Annotated in this window: 18 protein-coding genes; 4 read left to right on the plus strand and 14 right to left on the minus strand. The window is 43.7% G+C overall.

All coding sequences use genetic code 11. The annotated features are described in order from the left end of the window. Nucleotides 1–79: 79 nt before the first annotated feature. From MHI14_RS16835 to MHI14_RS16845, 3 genes are all read right to left on the minus strand, one after another. A complete protein-coding gene (locus MHI14_RS16835; protein ID WP_341130831.1) occupies nucleotides 80–2,230 on the minus strand; it encodes a stalk domain-containing protein in 2,151 nt (716 codons plus the stop codon). Nucleotides 2,231–2,513: 283 nt separating this feature from the next. Next, a complete protein-coding gene (locus MHI14_RS16840) occupies nucleotides 2,514–3,125 on the minus strand; it encodes an esterase/lipase family protein (RefSeq protein ID WP_341131716.1) in 612 nt (203 codons plus the stop codon). Between the two features lie 148 nt (nucleotides 3,126–3,273). Beyond that, nucleotides 3,274–3,582 carry a hypothetical protein gene (locus MHI14_RS16845; protein ID WP_221819423.1) on the minus strand — a complete coding sequence of 103 codons (309 nt, stop codon included), beginning with the start codon at nucleotides 3,580–3,582 and terminating at the stop codon, nucleotides 3,274–3,276. A gap of 163 nt (nucleotides 3,583–3,745) precedes the next feature. Here MHI14_RS16845 and MHI14_RS16850 point away from each other — a divergent pair, with 163 nt between their 5' ends. Next, nucleotides 3,746–4,981, plus strand: coding sequence for a GAF domain-containing sensor histidine kinase (locus MHI14_RS16850; RefSeq protein ID WP_341130832.1), 1,236 nt, complete (start codon nucleotides 3,746–3,748; stop codon nucleotides 4,979–4,981). A 39-nt stretch (nucleotides 4,982–5,020) separates the two neighbouring features. Further along, a complete protein-coding gene (locus MHI14_RS16855) occupies nucleotides 5,021–5,449 on the plus strand; it encodes a hypothetical protein (protein ID WP_445670342.1) in 429 nt (142 codons plus the stop codon). A gap of 80 nt (nucleotides 5,450–5,529) precedes the next feature. On the opposite strand, the gene MHI14_RS16860 is transcribed toward MHI14_RS16855, so the two are convergent. After that, nucleotides 5,530–6,762, minus strand: coding sequence for an exo-alpha-sialidase (locus MHI14_RS16860; protein WP_341130833.1), 1,233 nt, complete (start codon nucleotides 6,760–6,762; stop codon nucleotides 5,530–5,532). Between the two features lie 18 nt (nucleotides 6,763–6,780). Continuing rightward, entirely contained in the window at nucleotides 6,781–7,149 is a 369-nt protein-coding gene (locus MHI14_RS16865) for a hypothetical protein (RefSeq protein ID WP_249910773.1), read from the minus strand. Nucleotides 7,150–7,331: 182 nt separating this feature from the next. On the opposite strand from MHI14_RS16865, the gene MHI14_RS16870 reads away from it, so the two are divergent. After that, nucleotides 7,332–8,606 carry a stalk domain-containing protein gene (locus MHI14_RS16870; protein ID WP_341130834.1) on the plus strand — a complete coding sequence of 425 codons (1,275 nt, stop codon included), beginning with the start codon at nucleotides 7,332–7,334 and terminating at the stop codon, nucleotides 8,604–8,606. 97 nt (nucleotides 8,607–8,703) lie between these two features. Here MHI14_RS16870 and MHI14_RS16875 read toward each other — a convergent pair whose 3' ends face one another. From MHI14_RS16875 to MHI14_RS16915, 9 genes are all read right to left on the minus strand, one after another. After that, entirely contained in the window at nucleotides 8,704–8,922 is a 219-nt protein-coding gene (locus MHI14_RS16875) for a hypothetical protein (RefSeq protein ID WP_341130835.1), read from the minus strand. Nucleotides 8,923–8,965: 43 nt separating this feature from the next. Next, nucleotides 8,966–10,117 carry a Ger(x)C family spore germination protein gene (locus MHI14_RS16880; RefSeq protein WP_341130836.1) on the minus strand — a complete coding sequence of 384 codons (1,152 nt, stop codon included), beginning with the start codon at nucleotides 10,115–10,117 and terminating at the stop codon, nucleotides 8,966–8,968. A gap of 42 nt (nucleotides 10,118–10,159) precedes the next feature. Next, entirely contained in the window at nucleotides 10,160–11,275 is a 1,116-nt protein-coding gene (locus MHI14_RS16885) for a GerAB/ArcD/ProY family transporter (protein WP_341130837.1), read from the minus strand. A gap of 41 nt (nucleotides 11,276–11,316) precedes the next feature. Then, nucleotides 11,317–12,726, minus strand: a complete 1,410-nt coding sequence (locus MHI14_RS16890; protein ID WP_341130838.1) for a spore germination protein — start codon at nucleotides 12,724–12,726, stop codon at nucleotides 11,317–11,319. Nucleotides 12,727–12,925: 199 nt separating this feature from the next. Next, nucleotides 12,926–13,807, minus strand: coding sequence for a carbohydrate ABC transporter permease (locus MHI14_RS16895; RefSeq protein ID WP_341130839.1), 882 nt, complete (start codon nucleotides 13,805–13,807; stop codon nucleotides 12,926–12,928). 14 nt (nucleotides 13,808–13,821) lie between these two features. Continuing rightward, on the minus strand, nucleotides 13,822–14,712 hold the full coding sequence (locus tag MHI14_RS16900; RefSeq protein WP_341130840.1) for a carbohydrate ABC transporter permease: 891 nt from the start codon (nucleotides 14,710–14,712) through the stop codon (nucleotides 13,822–13,824). Between the two features lie 54 nt (nucleotides 14,713–14,766). Further along, on the minus strand, nucleotides 14,767–16,032 hold the full coding sequence (locus MHI14_RS16905) for an ABC transporter substrate-binding protein (protein ID WP_289392457.1): 1,266 nt from the start codon (nucleotides 16,030–16,032) through the stop codon (nucleotides 14,767–14,769). Between the two features lie 85 nt (nucleotides 16,033–16,117). After that, the gene (locus MHI14_RS16910; protein ID WP_289392456.1) at nucleotides 16,118–17,002 is read right to left on the minus strand and encodes an AraC family transcriptional regulator; all 885 of its coding nucleotides are present in this window, start codon (nucleotides 17,000–17,002) and stop codon (nucleotides 16,118–16,120) included. A 117-nt stretch (nucleotides 17,003–17,119) separates the two neighbouring features. Continuing rightward, on the minus strand, nucleotides 17,120–18,115 hold the full coding sequence (locus MHI14_RS16915; protein ID WP_341130841.1) for a LacI family DNA-binding transcriptional regulator: 996 nt from the start codon (nucleotides 18,113–18,115) through the stop codon (nucleotides 17,120–17,122). 164 nt (nucleotides 18,116–18,279) lie between these two features. Here MHI14_RS16915 and MHI14_RS16920 point away from each other — a divergent pair, with 164 nt between their 5' ends. Further along, the gene (locus tag MHI14_RS16920) at nucleotides 18,280–18,705 is read left to right on the plus strand and encodes a MaoC family dehydratase (RefSeq protein WP_091016472.1); all 426 of its coding nucleotides are present in this window, start codon (nucleotides 18,280–18,282) and stop codon (nucleotides 18,703–18,705) included. Nucleotides 18,706–18,732: the final 27 nt, after the last annotated feature.

Raw genomic sequence — 18,732 nt, forward strand, 5'->3', positions numbered from 1 at the left:
ACCTCAGCGAGCCATTTTCCATTACAATAAAATAAATTGAAGAGGCCCTTGCTGTTCAGCAGGGACCTCTTCTACTCTTCTAGAAATCTTTAACCGTCTCAATCGCATATTGCGGCAGAGGATTGCCAGGTAAGGTTATTTTGGTGATTGCAATCAGTTGTTTATCTGACATGAACAGCTTTAGGATGGTTCCTTTGGTCGTTAGTGTACCTGTCACTTTAAGTGTTTCCGTATCATACTGTTTAATCATGCGATCTTTTCCTGTGAAAAAGATTTCCTTATGCGCTGAATGTACAGCTACATAGTCAAACGGATCGATTGCAGTCGCATATTGCATATTACTTGCAGAGTTATTGGTAGCGGACAAAACCGTTCCAGCTCCGTTTAATACATACTTACCATCAGGTGTAATGCCAATAACCGTCGAGAACTTGTATTCACCGTGATAAGGAGAATCTTGATTGCTACTAAACTTGCCATCCATTAACCGAAACATCTCAATATCTCTTGGCGAAGTGTCTGAGTCAACAGCATAGATCCGATCTTCCGATGGATGCAGGACCATGTGACTTCCTTGTCGTATGGTTGCACTGGAGATCTCCTTCTTTGTCGCCCGGTCATAACTAATGATAGAGGTCCATTGCCCGGAGCCCGAATTAACGTAGACATGACCGGAATGATCTACCTCAATTTCGTATGGATCGATACGGGTATCCCACTGATCTTTGATTTTAAGCGTGTCTGCTTCAAGTACAACGATCTGACCTCCCTGCTGCTCTTCAAAGCGGTATGAACTGTAATCAGCATTGCTGAAGATGACATAGATCTCACCATTTGCGTACAGAAGCTTTCTTGGAGGAGTACTGAATGAAGTGGACTCTGCCAGAACCTTATTGTCGGCGTAACGATAAGCAAAAATAGTCGATTGGTTTTCATCAATTGCAAAGATAACGGATTGATCCGGATATAGAGTGGCTTCACGTACCGTTCTCCCCATAAGATGAACATTCTGGCTAACAGTTGATGGCTGTTCTACAGTTGGATCTTGTTCCGTCACTGCTGTTTCCCTGAATTGATCTTGGTTAAGCACATGAATAGACGAAAAGGATAGTGCCGTGTATTTCTTGATCCAGCGGGATGCATAATCAATTGGAATAGCAAAGTTCAAATCCCCTTTTTCTATCCCCATTGTATTTACCCCAATGACTTCACCTTTCATATTAAGCAATGGTCCTCCGGAACTGCCGTTGGTGATGGGAGCCGTAGTCTGTATTAGCCTATCACTGCCGTAGTTTCGAATACCGCTAATGATCCCTGTCGAAATCGTGTTTTGAAGTCCTTCAGGATTACCTATGGCTACTACAGGCTGTCCCGTAGTAATTTTAGTCGTTAGTCCTACATGGAGTGGAGGAATATTCGTACGCATTGATGTTTTGACTATAGCCAAATCGACATTCTCATCCGCTGCAACGACTCCTTGTACTTCATAATATTGATCCTGACTCGTCTGGATCATATAACTGCTGGAATCAGCAATGACGTGATAATTGGTTAAAAATAATCCGTATCCGATCGATATGGCACTACCGAATCCGAGATAATTATCATCCTTGTCATACGACTCCAACATGACTACACTCTGTTCCAGACGGGCAACTTGTTCTGTGGACAATGTTTTACCTGTGTATGGATCTTTCGAATAAGGAGCAAGTACAAACTTTAAGTAATCAACGATTTCCCTATCCCGTTTTACATTAAGAATAGTGGTATTACTTACGATGATAATGCCGCGGTCAAAAAACACCTTTTTACCAAACGCTTCGCTTACGGCCCTTAACGGGATGAACACTCTGCCTTCTTTGTATTGTGCGGGAGCATCCAGAGTGAAAGATTTTCCATTAATGAACATCTTGCTGCTGCCTAATGTTACTTTGATGGATTTACCTGGGGCTTTAATTGTAGCTGTGGACGTTTTCGAATCCCATGCCACTTGTGCTCCCAGACTCTCACTTATGAAACGGAGAGGCAGCAGTGTCCGGTTATTTTTAACCAGAGGAACGATATTAAAATTGGTTTGGTCAATCAACGTGTCCGTATTATCAACGACTGCGTTTGGGCTGCCAAGCGAGAGAATGATAGCCCCTTGGAATGCGGCGTTAAAATCAAACGTATCTTCTTCAGCGTAACCTGTTACAGGTGTACATGATAAACCTAAAATAATAGCTAACATTAAAACAAGTGTGCGTTTCATCATTTTCTTGCTGTCTCCTCATGATGTCAGATGATGGGCTGTTGCCTTTGACAGTTTACAGCAATTCTACTTATTCTTCCTCTGGTATTATATTGTTTTTATTTACATATATCGGATGATCATGGAGTCAGAGTGGAACGCTGGGAACAAGACTTCATTAAAGTTCCGGGTAATACGAAAACACGACTGCCCGTAAATGGCCAGTCGTGTTCAAGTCAATCATTCAGTATATTATGAAAGAATGCACATTTTGTATGTTCAGCTACTCGTTCAACGCAGTTTTGATCAGGGCATTCACCCGTGAGTTAAACAGCAGACCGATATGGGATACGAGGGAAACCGAAACGTTGTTCGCCCCGTTCAACCGGGAAAGTACCGGGGACACAATCGTGTCACTGGTGGAATAGATCGAAGTCACCTTTATTCCACTCGGAGCTGTCGTTGTGGTCAATCGATTAGCCCCGCCAAGTGTAATCAACTTATCCACTTTGGAAGCGCCTCCACGGTTAAGTATGTAATAGAGACTATTAGCTCCACCCATGCTATGAGCTATAATATTCACTTTCGTATGACCCGTTTGGTTTAGAACATCATCTACGAATCGACTAATTGCTGCGGAGTTCAACAGCTGGTTTCCTTGTTTGCTAGGAAGGTCAATCGCGAATAATTCGTCTCTTGTCCACCCTTGGCTACGCAAATAACTCTCAATTGCTGTAAAATTGCTATCTGAACCGGTCAATCCATGTACCAATACAATAGGTGTACGTGCCGTAGCTGCAGAAGCCTTTGAACTCGATCCTATTCCAGTTATTGATAAGGCAAGGATCATACTCATGAATACAACAAGTATTAATTTGGTCTTTTTCAATTCAATCACCCTCCTGTAAAATGTTTTATATTCCATATATTACAATCTAACATATGGAATATAAATGAACCTTTAGTCTCATTTTTACAGGAATGTCTAAATTAGACTACAACTAACATGATTACATTTTTATCAAACCCTAGTTCTCTATTTCTTATCCTTCAACGATATCTGCACGTAGATCCGTTGCAATCTCAATCATTTTGGGTACAATAGCTTCGTTAGAAATAGCTACATACAGATCCCCCATATACAAACGAAAAGCAATCTGTGCACCCTCAAGGTCCCACATAAAAAAATCCCCCTCGATGGTCATGGTGCTCTCAGCTCCTACAATGTTAAGAACCGGTGAATAGGTAAAATCGGGTTGGGATTCGAAGTAGAGTTTGCACTCTTCCAGTGAGATGGATTGTTCCGCATTACTTTCTTGCATGGATCGGGTAATTCGAAAACGCTGATTCATTTATTTGCCTCCAAAACTTTATTAATATATACATGTTCCACAGCAATATATTTTCTCATTTCCGTCTTCCACTGTCAAAACCATACATGCTCTATTCTTTCAATTCATATATACTGAATACAGTGCACAACGAATTTCTACAATCAGGAGGAGTCAAATCAATATGTTGAAAACAGAATTCATTGATGTACTATCCATTGTCTCACATAAATTATATGATTCAGCTGCTAATGTCATGGACACGGCAAGCAGGTTAATTCCTGCAAATACGTTTTGTATTGCCCAGTTGGATCATCTATCCACCAAGGTTCTGAACGTATATAATCGCGACAAACTAATCCTGGGTGAAGGGCTGGTCGTTGATAACGCCGAGTCATACTGTGCACTTGTGACTGAACATTCCCAAGGTCCGTTGGTGATCAATAATAATCTGACTCATCCATTAACCAGACATATGGACGCAACCGAATTTGTAGGTGGCTGCTCATTTGTCGGTGTGCCCATACATAATGAGAACGGAGAAATTTACGGCTCCCTTTGCTCATTTGATCAGGATTTCTATTCCTATCAACAAAAGGACGTGGATTTATTACTCTCCTTATCTTCATTTTTCACGAGTCTTCTTGAGATGGAAACAACTCTGCAACAGTTAAAACAGGCGGAAGAGACCGCTGCAAAAGTGCTTGAAGAAAAGAAAAATTTGCTGGCCGTTCTCAGCCACGAAATCCGAACGCCAATGAATGGTGTTCTTGCCATGGCCAATCTGTTGCAATCGACCAGGCTGAGTGAGGATCAATCGTTATATGTTAATGTCATTGAGTCAAGTGGCGCCAGCCTTCTGTCGATGATGGATCAGATTCTGGACTACTCCAAAGCAGAAGCTGGTGCGATCTCGCTGGAGATCAAGCCCTATAGTATTACCGAAACAGTTGATCATGTATTACAATTATTCTCTTCTGAAGCACAGAAAAAAGGAATTCGTTTGTATGCAGAGTACAATATTAATGATCATCTGATCCTTATGGGCGATCAGCACAAAGTTCGTCAGATTCTAATCAATCTCGTTGGGAATGCACTTAAATTTACGGAGAGAGGTGAAGTATGTATCTCTACTGAGGTATCTGCTGATACAGAAGGTACTCTCCATGCATCCTACGAAATAAAGGATACGGGCATTGGCATCCCACAGGATCGTCAGGATCTGTTATTCAAATCCTACTCCCAGATTCATGGTAATTCAGGAAAGTATGGCGGAGCAGGGCTTGGCCTGTCCATCTGTAAACAACTCGCTGAATTAATGGGCGGCGTTGTATGGCTTAAAGATTCCAGTGATTTGGGCAGTCAGTTTGTCTTTAATATTTCCAGCGCGTCACCAACGTCCATGCAAATCTCTGAATGAGGAATATATTATTCTATCTGAAACAGATAGGAGGTATATATGTTGACACAATTTCTGGATGCAAGATCATCGCAAAATGCTGCGTTGTTTAATTCCATTTCCATACCGATTCCAGTGATTAACACGCCTCAGTTATTCGCCCAGATTGGTCTGCAGACTGCCGGAGCGGGGGCCAACCCCAGGGTTTCCCTAAAAGGGACTATTACTGTGCAATTACCGCTCGCCCTTTTTCAAGTAAGAATTACTATTGTTAGAGGTACAGTGGCTACCGATCCGATCGTGTACTCCGCAAACTTCACTTACGGTCTGAGCGGCCTGCTTACTCCTGAAGTGATTGTCTTCTCTGCCAATGACTATAATCCTCCGATAGCTTCACAAATCACGTACACCGCATTTATCAGTACAAACTTGCTAGGAACTGTTCGTGTTGGCCCTGAGAGTTTCGACGGATTTATCGTTTCAGATTAAAATGAACACCTCCACCCCCATACTCTTAATCTGTTTGTTCATAAAGATTAAGGTATGGGGGTGTTCCAATTTACATTGAATCAGTTTCCAAAATAAACATCCAGCTTCCCCGTAGGCGGCGTTGTAGCCATCCAGGTGGCTGCCAGGTTATCCGGAGCAAATGTAGCTGCAGTAATATAGTCTCCAATCAATACTGTGGGCATTGGAGAGTTACCATTTGGATTAAAGGATGTCGTTGTGATCCTACGGTTGGTGAAGCTCGCACCTCCATTGAATGATTCTGCCACAAAAACGTCCAGCAAGAACCCGTCTATTCGATTGGTGTAATAAATAACTCTAATTGTTCCCGCAAAGGGTGATACGGTAATCGACGGAAAAAAATTCTGGGTACCTGGAGGAGCGCCTGTAATACTGATCGGGTCTGACCACAGGAGGCCATCAGGAGATTCACTGAGTAATACATCGGTATATCCAGCTCGCGCATCATTCCATACGGCATACACGGTTCCACTGTTAGGTCCAACGGAAATATCTGCTCCCAGACTTAGGTTGGTCTGCACTCGAAAAGCATAATTGGGCACAGGTAAAGGCGAAGGTGCCGGTACTACGGATGAAATAAACGTTGCCTGTCTTTCAAGAGGAGGTTGATATGTAATGCCCCCATCGTACGAAATACGTAATAACGCGGATGGACTGGCAGGACCCGTAATGATATATCCCGCATAGACTTGACCTGAGAATCCAACAGCCAGTGCAGCTCGATCGTGTATTCCTCGGGGATTCGACTGTCGATCAGGCGGCTCCCAGGAGATCCCCTGCGTGAGCGACCTTTGCGTAAAGATCGCGGAAGAAGTTGTCGCGAGCGGCGTATACCCGACATATGCATGGCCTCGATAAGGGCTACCTGGAGAACGATCAACAGCTATGAAAGGCTCATCATTATGAACAATAGTACCGAACCCCGCTTGGACGATAACCGGTGGCTGCCACGTGAGTCCATCATCAAAAGAAGTATAACTCGCAATCGTCCCATCATTGATCCCGTTAAACAAATGTACGGTAACGATAAAGGTATTCGGAAACGTATAGTCTATCGTAGGCGCCTCTGCTCCTGCATACCCTGCCGGTTGAGGAAGCACAGTGGTGGTCCAGGTACTGCCTCCATTGATGGAACGATAGAAACCAGTCAATGTTGGCCCGGTACTGGTATCCACAGCTACCACGCACATGATATTCGGATTCAGCGTATTAACTGCAATTGAGGGTTCAAATTGACTGCCTGCCAAAGCCCCGGTAATATTCACAACTACCATCTGCTCACCTCGATTCCTTTAAGGGATATTTGTGAATCGGTCAATTAATGTCATCTCCGATTGAAGCACACGCTGGATGATCTGACCTGTAGAATTAACACCGTATACATGGATGATCGTACTTGTAGCACTAAAATAATCGCTTTGCACCTCGTAAAAAGCAGCATTGATCAATGGATAGATTAAACTTCTCGTCGCTTGGGGAAGTAATTCAAAAAGATCATGACCAATTGGTATGCGTGCAGCTTGGGTGGTGTCCCATCTGAAAATTTCCAGCTCAATACTGACAGGCACATTAAGGGAATCATTAATGCAAGTCACAATGAGCTGAGTGGATTGGGTCTCACCCGAAGTTGGATTGTAAATAAAGCCTGTAGAGTTTGGCAAAAAGCACACTCCTTCCGCAATATATAGTAATGTATATTACGATTCTTGCCGCTAGTATGACTAAACTTCCAACTCTTATATTGGAACGATATGAAAATTTTGTTATGCTACATATGTTAGATTACTAGATTCTGTTCAAAATATAATTCTACTATTATGTACGGAGTTGGAGGACACAAACGATGCTTATTAAAAGAGCAGGAAAAATCGCTGCGGTTACTGTAATTGCTCTCTCTATCCTTGGAAGTACCCCCAATATCGGTGGAGCCTATGCTGCGCCGGCAATCTCAGTTCAATTGGATGATGTGCCCCTGAAATTTGATGCAGCTCCACGTATTGATAGAGGTGTCACTTACGTTCCGTTTCGGACGGTCGGGGAAGCCCTAGGTATTGATATTATCTGGAACAGCAAATTACAGACGGTAAAAGCGACGAACACTGTTAAAGGACAAACTACCGAGGTAATATTACAAGTTGGCAGCACCACAGCGACCGTAAATGGAAAAAAAGTTACACTGGCTGCAGCACCCGTTCAGCGGGAAGGACGAGTACTTATTCCATTAAGTTCATTCAGTAACCAATTCGGTGTACAAGTAAGCTGGAATCAGGCAACCAAGACGGTCTCCCTTGTCTCCCCACAACGCGAGATGCACCTGAGAGCCTTCTATGCATTACAATCCTTTCAAGAAAAGGATCTCATTACTTCCATGAATTCTGTAGCATTTGGCTGGAGCCGCATTGATCGTGAAGGTCAGTTTACGCTCCAGGGGGATGAGTACCGTCTCCCTACTGCTGCGGGTGATATTACGCCGCAGTCCATTGTTGCTGACGCAGCAGATCAGCGTATCCAACCGCAGCTCATGGTGTATGCTTTGGACGGAAACGGCGAACTGACCAAAGTTCTGAGCGACAGCAGCCTGCGGCAGAAATCGATTGAAGGCATAACTGCTGCTGTCGCAGAGCATGGTTTTGGCGGAGTTGTTCTGGATTTTGAAGGACTGGGCTTTAAACTGGATGCAGAAGAACAACAGAAGCTGCTCAATGCTTACGTGAAGCAATTAAAGAGTTCCTTACCCCAGGGCACAGCTTTATCTTTGGCGGTACCACCGCTAAATAGTGCTTATAAAGGTTATGATTACAAGACACTTGCCTCTATTGCAGATGATCTTATTATTATGGCCTATCAGTATAATCCGGTTGGCACCAAATCTCAGGTACCTGAGCCAAATAGTCTTGTAGATCAGGCAATTCAATTAGCCATACAGGCCGGTGTCCCGAAGAGTAAGCTTCTGCTCGGTATCAGTCTAAGCAGTGAAACGCCGTCCTCTGTTGATGATAAGCTGGGTCTCGCCAAACGTTATGACCTCAAAGGAGCCGCATTCTGGCGTCTGGGTCTGTTCCGTTCCTACAATACCAAGATGGAAGATGCCGTGAATGCTTCTGTGATCAAAGAGTAAACTTTCTGACTGGATACAGCTCACTTAAATAAAAGAAGGACCAAGCCTCTGGCACGCAGAGACTTGGTCTTTCTTGGTCCTTATTTTTCCCATCATCTTACTTTATAAATTGATCCACACTTCCAAATATAAGCTTCACAAACTGGGTAGGACCAGGCAAACGGGGCTGAAAGAGAAGAATAATCCCAACTACTGCCGCCACAGAAGTAAATCCCGCGCTCACTATTCTGGCTCGCTTCTCTTTGCTGCTCTTCCACTCTCCATACACTATCGCAGTCGCCAGCATCAAAATTCCAAGGATTGAGCCTAGTTTCATACAATCACCTCTCTTTTCAGGCTTGTACAAGTTCCGATTCTGTTCAACTCTCGTCCTCATTAGGTATACCCTGTGGTCCTGTTGATTTTCCGGTACGTACTACATGTGCATCTACTTTGACTTCCACGTCCATATCAGGATAGATGGTTTCCCAGTTCTTCTCCTGCGCTTTCCATTGATTCGGATAATATCTACGGAATTCAACTGCGAATTTGAAGAAATCGGAGCGCAGCTCTTTCTGGGACATATCTAAAGCATCATGAGCCAAAGATGTGAGCTTAGCCGACCATTCCTTTTCCAGTTTAGTTAATACAGCGGGATCAGTCAGATTGGCATCCGTCGTATTTAACACCACTTCTCCCCTGGTTTGGATGTCGACCCTCATACTCCACTGTTTGTTTACAATTCGCGGTTTCAAGGAAGTTTTATTTTCAATGAGTCTTATCGAGAAAGACCCCTCTAACGGCTCAAACTCAACAGGCATGATAATGCTGTTCAGTTCTTTTGCAAGTAGTAACACACCTACGCTTAGTGGTTCTTTGACCGTCTTGACATAACGATCCTTCTTATACAAGCTCAGACCTTTCACATATGGCGTAGTTGTCAGTTTATCCTGATCGGGCTCCGGGGGTAAGATTAACATGCGAGACAAAATGGCGGAACTGCTCGGACCTTCAATAGATTTAGCCAGTTCAAGCGCAGTAACACGTGTACCTAACTTCAGATTGGCCATCTCACGCAACGATTCAGCAGAACTTCGCTCCAGTGGATCAAGTAACGCAAGGATATCTTTCGCAGCCTTATCGCTGGAAAAGACATATGCATGCTCCCTGAACTGAGGGTAACGCAGGAAAAAATCGATGTACTCGCGGATACCGCGTTTGCCGGCTTGCTCACTAATGATTATGACTTCGCAGTGGCCCCAGAACATATTCCGGGGAACTTTACGTTGTAACCGATTCAATGCCTCGGCAATTGTACGTCCTTCCGCTGTTCGAATCATTGTAACCCCGCTTGGACTACCTCCACTCCCACTGCTATCTCCTGCACTCGCCTTTCGCGGAATGAAAATCTGTGAAGTCAATTGTACTTTGCCATCTTCATAATCTATCCCTGTAGCCAGCACGATAGCCAAATCGTTAATCTCGATGCGATCCCAGCATCCACTTAAAAGCACACAACACAATATTGGCATTAGTAGTACTCTATATAATCGCAAGTGCTCCTCCCCCATCAATCAGGTGTTCGCTCGATTCTTCCGAAAATGTGTCCACCCTTTCTTCAGCCAGGCGACACCGTAGATCATAGCCGGAAGGATTAATAAGATGCTGATTGTATACAAGTTGGCTGAAGCACTAACCAGACTGGAAATACCGGATCCACCGGACACAACCCAGTAAGCAAATACCATGCACAGGAACGAAAGTGGACCAACGACAGGTTTGTAGTCTCGCAAACCAAACCATTCCGCGGTTGATGTAGCAAAGATATATAGAAATACGGAAATTTTAACGAAAATACCGAAAATCCAGATGGCAATAATAAGGGACTCGATATGCTGCAGAAAGTCCGCAATGGTTATGTATCTTGCTGCGATCATGACCGGAAATACAAATGTATCCGTCAAATCACCAATTAAAAACAGGCAAAACAGATTGGTAACTGTCATTGCAGTTGTTGTAAACACAAGGGAACCCAGCATGACCCGGGTTATTCGTTTTTTTTCATTCACATAAGGTAGCAGAAAAGCCAACACGATATATTCACTAAACCATGCAGCAGGTGCAGCAGCCCCCGTAATAATGGGAATTGGACCCTTCTCCATAAAAGGAAACAGCTCGGCAGGATTCAGTTCACCAATCAATAATATAAAGATCAAAGCCAGCAGCACGATCAGCAGGGTAACAAACACCTGAGCGGTTCGTCCGACAACTTCAATCCCGAGTCTGACATTAATCGCACATACAACAACCATGGTACCCATCACAACAAACAAAGGTGTACGTGGAAGTGCATTATTAACAATGAATTCACCGTATTCCCGAATAATCAAGCCCGTTAGGTGGGGCAAGAAAGCGATATATATCAGACCGAATAACTTGCCCGGAATCCGACCAATAATCAATACGCTGGATTGAATGAGTGTTTTTCCAGGGTACAGACGATCAAGTCCAACGGAAATACCAATAGCAGCCAATCCAACAATAGAACCTATAATTGGAGTCATCCACATGTCATGTCCTGCATAGTGCATTGTAATTCCAGGCACAGACAGGATAGCCGTTGCGAGAATGGCGGGAAAGACCATAAATGCCAATTGAGTCACCGATATTTTCCCTTTGTCAGTCAACATATGTCATCCCGCTCCCTTGTTTGCTCGAAATGTAGATTGTTCTAGTGTGGTTTGTTCCTTGGAGATGGACGCCACCATACATCCTTAAGTTCCTTAGCCATCGTAGGTGCTACCGGTGAGAGATAAGGTGTTCCAAATGAACGAAGACTGCTTAGATGAATGACAACCAAGATGACTCCCAACATGACACCCGTGAGTCCCAGCGTTCCCGCCAGAAACATCATGGGAAAACGTAGTAGACGAGTCGCGATGCTGGCAGCATAGCGGGGTATCATGAAAGAAGCGATACCGGTAATCGCGACAATGATAATCATGGGGGCTGAGACAATTCCGGCACTCGTCGCCGCTTGCCCAATAATTAAGGCTCCCACGATACTGACCGCTGATCCGACCTGCTTCGGCAATCGGACGCCAGCCTCACGCAATGCTTCAAAGGCAATTTCCATAATGAGCGCTTCCACCAATGCAGGAAAAGGGATCTCTTCTCTCGCCCGAGCAATACTGAGAAGTAATACGGTAGGAATCATCTCCTGATGAAACGTAGTAATCGCTACATAAGCCGATGGAAGCAGCATGGATAAAACAAAAAAAATGTATCGCAGCCAGCGTACAAAAACACTCATGAACACATTTTGATAATAATCTTCGGGAGATTGTAACATTGAAAAAATGGTCACTGGCGCGATAAGGGTAAACGGCGTTCCGTCAACGAGAATAGCAAACCGACCTTCCAGCAAGTTGGAAACAACGACATCCGGACGCTCCGTCGCAATCATCTGTGGAAATGGTGAATATCGCTCATCGATAATGCCTTCTTCAATGTATTGACTCTCCAGTACGTCTTGGAGCTTTAAATCGGCAAGTCGTGTCTCCACTTCCTTAACAAGTTTGGGGTCAATAATCCCCTCCATGTATACAAGTGAAATACTGGTGTTTGTACGATCTCCCATGTTACGTGTATGAATCTTCAATGCAGGTGTCTTGAGACGTTTGCGCAGCAATGACAAATTCATGGTCAACGATTCTGTGAACCCATCCCGTGCACCACGCACGGTCGATTCAGCTAACGGTTCCTCCGTTGAACGATTTGCAGCTTGGTATAGAGGGTATGTAGTTCCGCCTATTGAACCGTCCAGCAGTAACAGAGCTTCCCCCTCTAATATGGCCTGTACTGCTTGAGTCGTCGTTTCAACATGCTTAACAGAAGCTAGGGGAACTTGCGCAGCTTTGATCCCCATTTCCTGAATGGGCGTTAGTACCTGTCGTTCCAGCCGCTCCGTATCGCATACACCAACACAATATACGCATAACGCTGAAGTAAGACACGCCGTTTGGAATGTATGAAATATAACGTCCGAGCAACCCGCAAAAACGGAGCGTAACATTTCTTGATCAATAACAAGTTGTCCGGTTAATGGCAGGTCCTGTTGTGTTATCGCTGATGTGTCCATGACGCCTCCCCTTTCCGTGAACGCTCCGTCCAGATATTCTCAGTTAAAGGTATCCTTTACTTATCAGATGGGATATATACGCAAAATAGTGAATGCCAAAAAAGCCGCCCTCATGAGCGACTCTGATGATATAGAACGCTATTCATTCCTATGAATCCGTTGATCTTGCTCTTTGAAATTCCCTATTTTCTATTTATCACTATCCTTTCACAGCACCCAAAGCAACACTCCCAATAATCTGTTTGGAAAATATAGAGAATACAATGATAATAGGCAGGATTGAGATCGCTACACCCAAATACAAAAGCCCATAATCCATTCCATAGTACCCCTGCACTAGCGCAACCAATACCGGAAGTGGATATTTATCCAGGGAGAAAAATAGTACCAGCGGTGTCAGGAAATTATTCCATGATCCGATAAACGTGAATATGCCAAGGGCGGCGATCGCCGGCCCCAGAATAGGCAGTACAATCTGATTAAACGTCCGGAACTCACCGGCACTGTCCACTCGCGCAGATTCAATAATCTCATCCGGGATGCTACTCTCCATGAACTGCTTGATAAAAAATACATTAAACGCGTTAGCCGCAGCAGGCAAAATAATTGCGGCATAACTATCCAGAAGTCCCATCATGCTGAATAGACGATATACGCCAATCAAAGCCAGTTGACCCGGTACCATCATGGTTGCTAAAAGAAACAGGAACAATCCGTTTCGTCCTTTGAATTTAAATTTGGCAAATCCATACGCGGTCAAAGCACCAATATACAGAGATAACACCGTTGATGATCCAGCAATGAATATACTGTTGGCAAACCCACGCCAAATGTTGATTTTCGATACCATGTTCATATAATTATCTACTAAAAACGATCCGGGAAGAAAGGTGAATGTTGAAGCAATCGTTGCATTGTTATGTGTTGAATAGATGAGCATCAGATAGAATGGAATAATGCACAGCACGGCAAGACCAATCAATAACAGATAGATGATGATCTTGCCTGCTGTCAGTCGCCTTGTGGTGGCATATTGCTGAATCGCTGCATTTGGTTGTTCAACTGATTTTGCAGTTTGCATGAGAACTCCCCTCCCTATGAACGGCTCTTCCGCTTGGTCATGATGAAGGATGCAACGGACAACAGTATGATGATAATAAACAGACAAAATGCGATTGCAGCGCCGTAACCAAAACGCGTGCTCTGAAATGCGACATTATAGAGATACATAATGCTTGTCATGGCTGCCCGGTCAGGCCCCCCATTGCCATTGGTCAGTGTAAATGGCTGATCAAAAATCTGAATGCCGCCAATAATGGATGTAATCATCTGAAACAGAATAATTGGACGGAGCATTGGCACGATGATATGAATGAAAATATGTTTCTTTTTCGCTCCATCCATCTGGGCAGCCTCCAGTAGCGACGGATCTATCCCCTGAAGACCTGCAAGGTAGATGACCATGGAATAGCCAAAGTATTGGAAAAAGAGAATCGAGGACACAATCAGACGCATAAACCAGGGATCATTTTTCCAGTTAATTGGATCTTGTATTATGCCGGTCTGCACCAAAAAATGATTCAGTCCGCCAGACTGCCAGTCAAAAATCAAGCTCACAAGCAATCCAAGTGATGCAGCCGTAACGATGTTGGGAAAAAAGTATACGGCTCTGAAAAAGTCCCGTCCTTTGAGCAGCTTATCATTCAAGATAAAAGCCAACACAAGTGAGATTGTGAGCTGTGGAACGACAGATACGCCCCAGATGAATAACGTATTAAACAAGGTTTTGTAGAACAACGGGTCTTGTATTACGGCAACGTAGTTACCGATCCCTACAAAGTCAGGTGTCGTGATCCCATCAAAGTTGGTGAAACTGATGTAAAGTGAATATAAAATGGGATACAGCCCAAAAGTGGTGAAAATAATAAAAAACGGAGCAATGAAGTAGTAGCCGTAATGGTCCTTGCGAATCGTTTTGGCAAACATGTTCTATCCCCCCAGTTATCATCGGATGTGTATATTCATTCGCTCGCTTATAAGCTAATCCACTTCCAGCTCCGGAAATCTCAAGGTAACATCACGTTTGATTCGCTTTACGACTTCTTCTTTTGTCTGAATGTCCTTATTGAGATATAACTGGAGTACAATCTTGTAGATATCATTGTTAATCGTGGCATCATATTTGGTGCGTTCGTATACAGGTACCCGTTTTGCAGCCTCCGAAAAAAACTCGAAATGCTTCTGTCCTCCCAAGTAGGACGATGAGAGCGACTGGGCAAGTTCATCATTCACAACCATGTTGCTGGTGAAATAATCCTGTTCTTTCGCTAACTCGGACAGAAAGTCGTGGTCAAAGTTATAGAACTCAATAAACTTCCAGGCCAGATCCTTTTTGTCACTTTTACTATACATCGCTATATAAGTTCCGCCTGCACTAAACGCTGACGGTCCCTGAGCCAAGCCCCACATGCCTTCGGTATCCGGGGCGTTTGCCTTGAACGTATATTGCAGTGCCCAGGTTGCCCCGGGATAGAACATGACCTCTCCTTTTTGCATGGATGCAGCGTAACCTGCACTTCCATCTTCATACTCGGCAAGTACATTCCGCTCACGTGCTTCACGTACAAGATCGAGCACTTCCAAGTAAGTTGGATCGATGACAAGTTTGCCGTCTTTCACCCAAGGTATACCATCATATGAATTCGATATAGCATTCCAATTCGCCAATGCATGTACTTTATTCCCGCTAAGTTGCTGTACCTTCTCTCCAATCTCGAAGATCTTCTCCCATGTATCGATCTGTGAACCCACCTGCTCAGGATCATCGGTGCCCAGATATTTTTTCGCCAAATCCCGACGATAATAGATGCCCCCTGGTGTTCCCTGATAACCTATCGCTCTGACATTTCCCTCACTGTCCTTTTCATTGGCCTGAACAAAAGCATATTGTTCCTCGATAAGTTCATTGGCGTTATACGGCGAAGCTGATAAATTCTCCAGATATGGAACGTCAATCAGCTCTCGAATATTCGCATTTTCAATCATAAATACATCTGGAGCCTTCGAGGTTGTCTGTAGCGCAGATTTCAGCTTGGTGATATAGAAATTACCGGGGATGTTGACAAAGTTCACTTTGATGTCAGGATATTTCTGTTCGAATTTCTCGATGGCGTACCCTGCTTCATCTGTAAAACTCCACACGGTAATCTCCTGTTGTTTGGTTTGATTCGATGGACTGAACTGACAACCAGCTAACAACATCGCTGCACATACAAATACAATAGTTGGCTTAAACCACTTCTTCATAGGCCCCCTCCTTCAAAAAGGAAACGCTTACAATTTATTAGAGTATATTGATTTTGGAGAGGGCTTTCTCCACAAATATTGTGCATTATCCTCCATATTTTGTCATATTCGTACGATGTTTCTTACGAAACTCGGAGGGTGTACAGTCATTATATTTTTTGAAAAGACGATTATAGGAGTTAACATTGTTAAATCCATGTCCGATCGCAATCTCCAGAATCGTATCCTGACGGAACAATAATGCCCACTCTGACTTGATAATTCGAAAATGATTCAAGTATTCCATCAGTGTTACTCCCTTGATCTCTTTGAACAGTTTGCAGACATGGAACTTGCTGAATTTAATATGTTCCGCTACCTGTTCCAGCTTAATCGGCTCAGCATAGTGCTCCTCCAAGTATTCACAGACCGATTCAAGGAATTCAAATTTTTTGGAAGAAGTACATGCCCATCCTGAAGATGAAGATTCATCGGTGGTAACCGGTACTTTTGTACGTAATAAAAGTATGATGAGATCATACAACCTGGATACCATTAACCATCGGTATCCAGGCTTCTGATTTTTCTTCTCGGTAATGATGTCATCTATATATTGAGTCAGATTGCTCTGACTTCCCGTATCCGAGGGAATAACTGTTGTTTTGTTGAAAAGTTGTCCGAGATCCTGAATTTCGGCTTCAGTGGTGAAACTCCCGGTTAACAATTCGAGTCGGAACAAGATAATGGTCAAATGTTCGGTCCCCGGCAAAAAGCAGTGCACATCCCCTGGTTTGATCAGCAGCACATCCCCTTTTTCCAACTCACACACGTGGTCGTTCACGCCAATTCTGGCGCTCTTTCCATTGACGAGAACCAGTTCAACCTCATCATGCCAGTGTGCAGCATAATTGAACTGATTTCCTGTATGAATTACCCGAATGGGAAAACCTTCTTGCATGTGGCCTGTCTCCAAAAAAGTGGGTACGCCCATCGTATCAACCTCCATTTATTTCCAACAAAAAATACTCCTCGTCTTTATATTATGCATAAATGGCTACTCTCCTTTCTTTTTAAGTATTTAAAATTCTATAGAATGCAAAAAAACTCCTCAACTCAGTTTGAGGAGCCGAACAGAATCACGTTCCACGCATTGGATGTCCAGTGTATATAACGTCTCTACGATCTCTCCGTTCAGCAGTTGGAAGAGAACATGACCTGCAAGCTGGCCTGCATCCCTCTTCGGCTGACGAAATGTGGTTAGAGGTGGATTCATGTATTGAGATGCAGGTATATTGTCAAAGCCAATTACGGATAACTGCTCAGGTATTGAGATATCATGCTCCCTGAAGGCTTCCAAGCCGCCGATCGCCATTTCATCATTTGCAAAAAATACAGCGGATGGCAACTCTCCTTCAAGCAGTTTCTTGGCTGCATTGTAGCCATCTTGCTTCATGTATTGTCCGCCAATTTTCCATTCGGGGTTCTCTTCGATGCCTGCCTCCTTCAAGGCTTTCAAATAACCTTGATAACGATGGAGATTACATTCCGATTGTGACGGGCCACTAATATAAGCTATTGTCCGATGCCCTTTATCGATCAGATAACGGGTAGCCAAGTAACCACCTTGCGTATCACTCATCAAAACCTTTACAATATGTTGAGCATCCAGATCCCGATCCATGACAACAATCGGAAAGCCTGCTTCAGATGCTTCAACAAGCAACTGATCTTGAATATTCTGAGCGATAACAATAGCTCCGTCAATTCTTCTTTCACGAATGTAACGATGGGCTGTCGACTTCTCTCCACCCAACGAACTACATACGATCATATCGTATCCATGACTCATGACGACGGTTTCTATTCCGTTCACCAAATCCGAGAAATACGGACTGGACATGTCATGGACAATAACACCAATGGTTTGTGTACTATTTCGTTTTAATTCCGATGCAGGACCATGCCTAACGTAATTGAGTTGAGTCGCTGCCTCAAGTACTCGAAGTCTTGTTGGCTCACTTACATTCCCTTTATCGTTGAGTACACAAGATACGGTCGAACTGGCTACACCAGCCATCTTGGCTACATCTTTAATCGTTGTCATCATATATACTCCTCAAAGACAGTTTCATCTGTTTAGTCCATTATGGCAGTAACACAGCAATACACACGGGATAGTTCACTAGCATTTTAACACGTCAGTCCAGTCATGTCTCTTAGCAAAACATCAACTACGAAAAAACATATTAAAGAAACCGAGGTGCCTTCATGAGATTTAGTGAATATGTAATAGGTCAGCGCTACGAAACCACATCCTTGGCATTATCCAAGAGTGATATTATTGAGTTTGCCACAATCTATGACCCACAGTACATGCATTTGGATGAGGAAAAGGCCAAGCAAGGCCGCTTCGGCAGTTTAATTGCTTCTGGCATGCAAACGATGAATATCTCCTTTAAATTATGGATTGAGGTTGGGGTCTATGGAGAGCATGTTGTGGCGGGCACCGGGATGAATAACATTCAATTCCTGAAACCTGTCTTTCCGGATGATGAACTTCATGTCATTGCAGAAGTCATTGGACTGTCTCCCAGACGAAAAGGAAATGGGATTGTTACGGTGCTGCTGAGTACTTTCAATCAAAAGAATCAAAAGGTATTTCAGGCAGAATTAAGTGCATTAATCGATAATTAAGGCTGAGAAAAAGCCAAAAAAGCCGCA

This window comes from Paenibacillus sp. FSL K6-2393, from assembly GCF_038002545.1.
Lineage (GTDB): Bacteria > Bacillota > Bacilli > Paenibacillales > Paenibacillaceae > Paenibacillus.

What these genes read in the sequence shown, in the direction of transcription:
- MHI14_RS16910 (WP_289392456.1), bottom strand. Translation starts at nt 17,002, where the DNA reads ATGGGCGTACCCACTTTTTTGGAGACAGGCCACATGCAAGAAGGTTTT.
- MHI14_RS16855 (WP_445670342.1), top strand. Translation starts at nt 5,021, where the DNA reads ATGTTGACACAATTTCTGGATGCAAGATCATCGCAAAATGCTGCGTTG.
- MHI14_RS16835 (WP_341130831.1), bottom strand. Translation starts at nt 2,230, where the DNA reads ATGTTAGCTATTATTTTAGGTTTATCATGTACACCTGTAACAGGTTAC.
- MHI14_RS16920 (WP_091016472.1), top strand. Translation starts at nt 18,280, where the DNA reads ATGAGATTTAGTGAATATGTAATAGGTCAGCGCTACGAAACCACATCC.
- MHI14_RS16890 (WP_341130838.1), bottom strand. Translation starts at nt 12,726, where the DNA reads ATGGACACATCAGCGATAACACAACAGGACCTGCCATTAACCGGACAA.
- MHI14_RS16850 (WP_341130832.1), top strand. Translation starts at nt 3,746, where the DNA reads ATGTTGAAAACAGAATTCATTGATGTACTATCCATTGTCTCACATAAA.
- MHI14_RS16895 (WP_341130839.1), bottom strand. Translation starts at nt 13,807, where the DNA reads ATGCAAACTGCAAAATCAGTTGAACAACCAAATGCAGCGATTCAGCAA.
- MHI14_RS16870 (WP_341130834.1), top strand. Translation starts at nt 7,332, where the DNA reads ATGCTTATTAAAAGAGCAGGAAAAATCGCTGCGGTTACTGTAATTGCT.
- MHI14_RS16885 (WP_341130837.1), bottom strand. Translation starts at nt 11,275, where the DNA reads ATGTTGACTGACAAAGGGAAAATATCGGTGACTCAATTGGCATTTATG.
- MHI14_RS16915 (WP_341130841.1), bottom strand. Translation starts at nt 18,115, where the DNA reads ATGACAACGATTAAAGATGTAGCCAAGATGGCTGGTGTAGCCAGTTCG.
- MHI14_RS16875 (WP_341130835.1), bottom strand. Translation starts at nt 8,922, where the DNA reads ATGAAACTAGGCTCAATCCTTGGAATTTTGATGCTGGCGACTGCGATA.
- MHI14_RS16905 (WP_289392457.1), bottom strand. Translation starts at nt 16,032, where the DNA reads ATGAAGAAGTGGTTTAAGCCAACTATTGTATTTGTATGTGCAGCGATG.
- MHI14_RS16845 (WP_221819423.1), bottom strand. Translation starts at nt 3,582, where the DNA reads ATGAATCAGCGTTTTCGAATTACCCGATCCATGCAAGAAAGTAATGCG.
- MHI14_RS16880 (WP_341130836.1), bottom strand. Translation starts at nt 10,117, where the DNA reads ATGCCAATATTGTGTTGTGTGCTTTTAAGTGGATGCTGGGATCGCATC.
- MHI14_RS16900 (WP_341130840.1), bottom strand. Translation starts at nt 14,712, where the DNA reads ATGTTTGCCAAAACGATTCGCAAGGACCATTACGGCTACTACTTCATT.
- MHI14_RS16860 (WP_341130833.1), bottom strand. Translation starts at nt 6,762, where the DNA reads ATGGTAGTTGTGAATATTACCGGGGCTTTGGCAGGCAGTCAATTTGAA.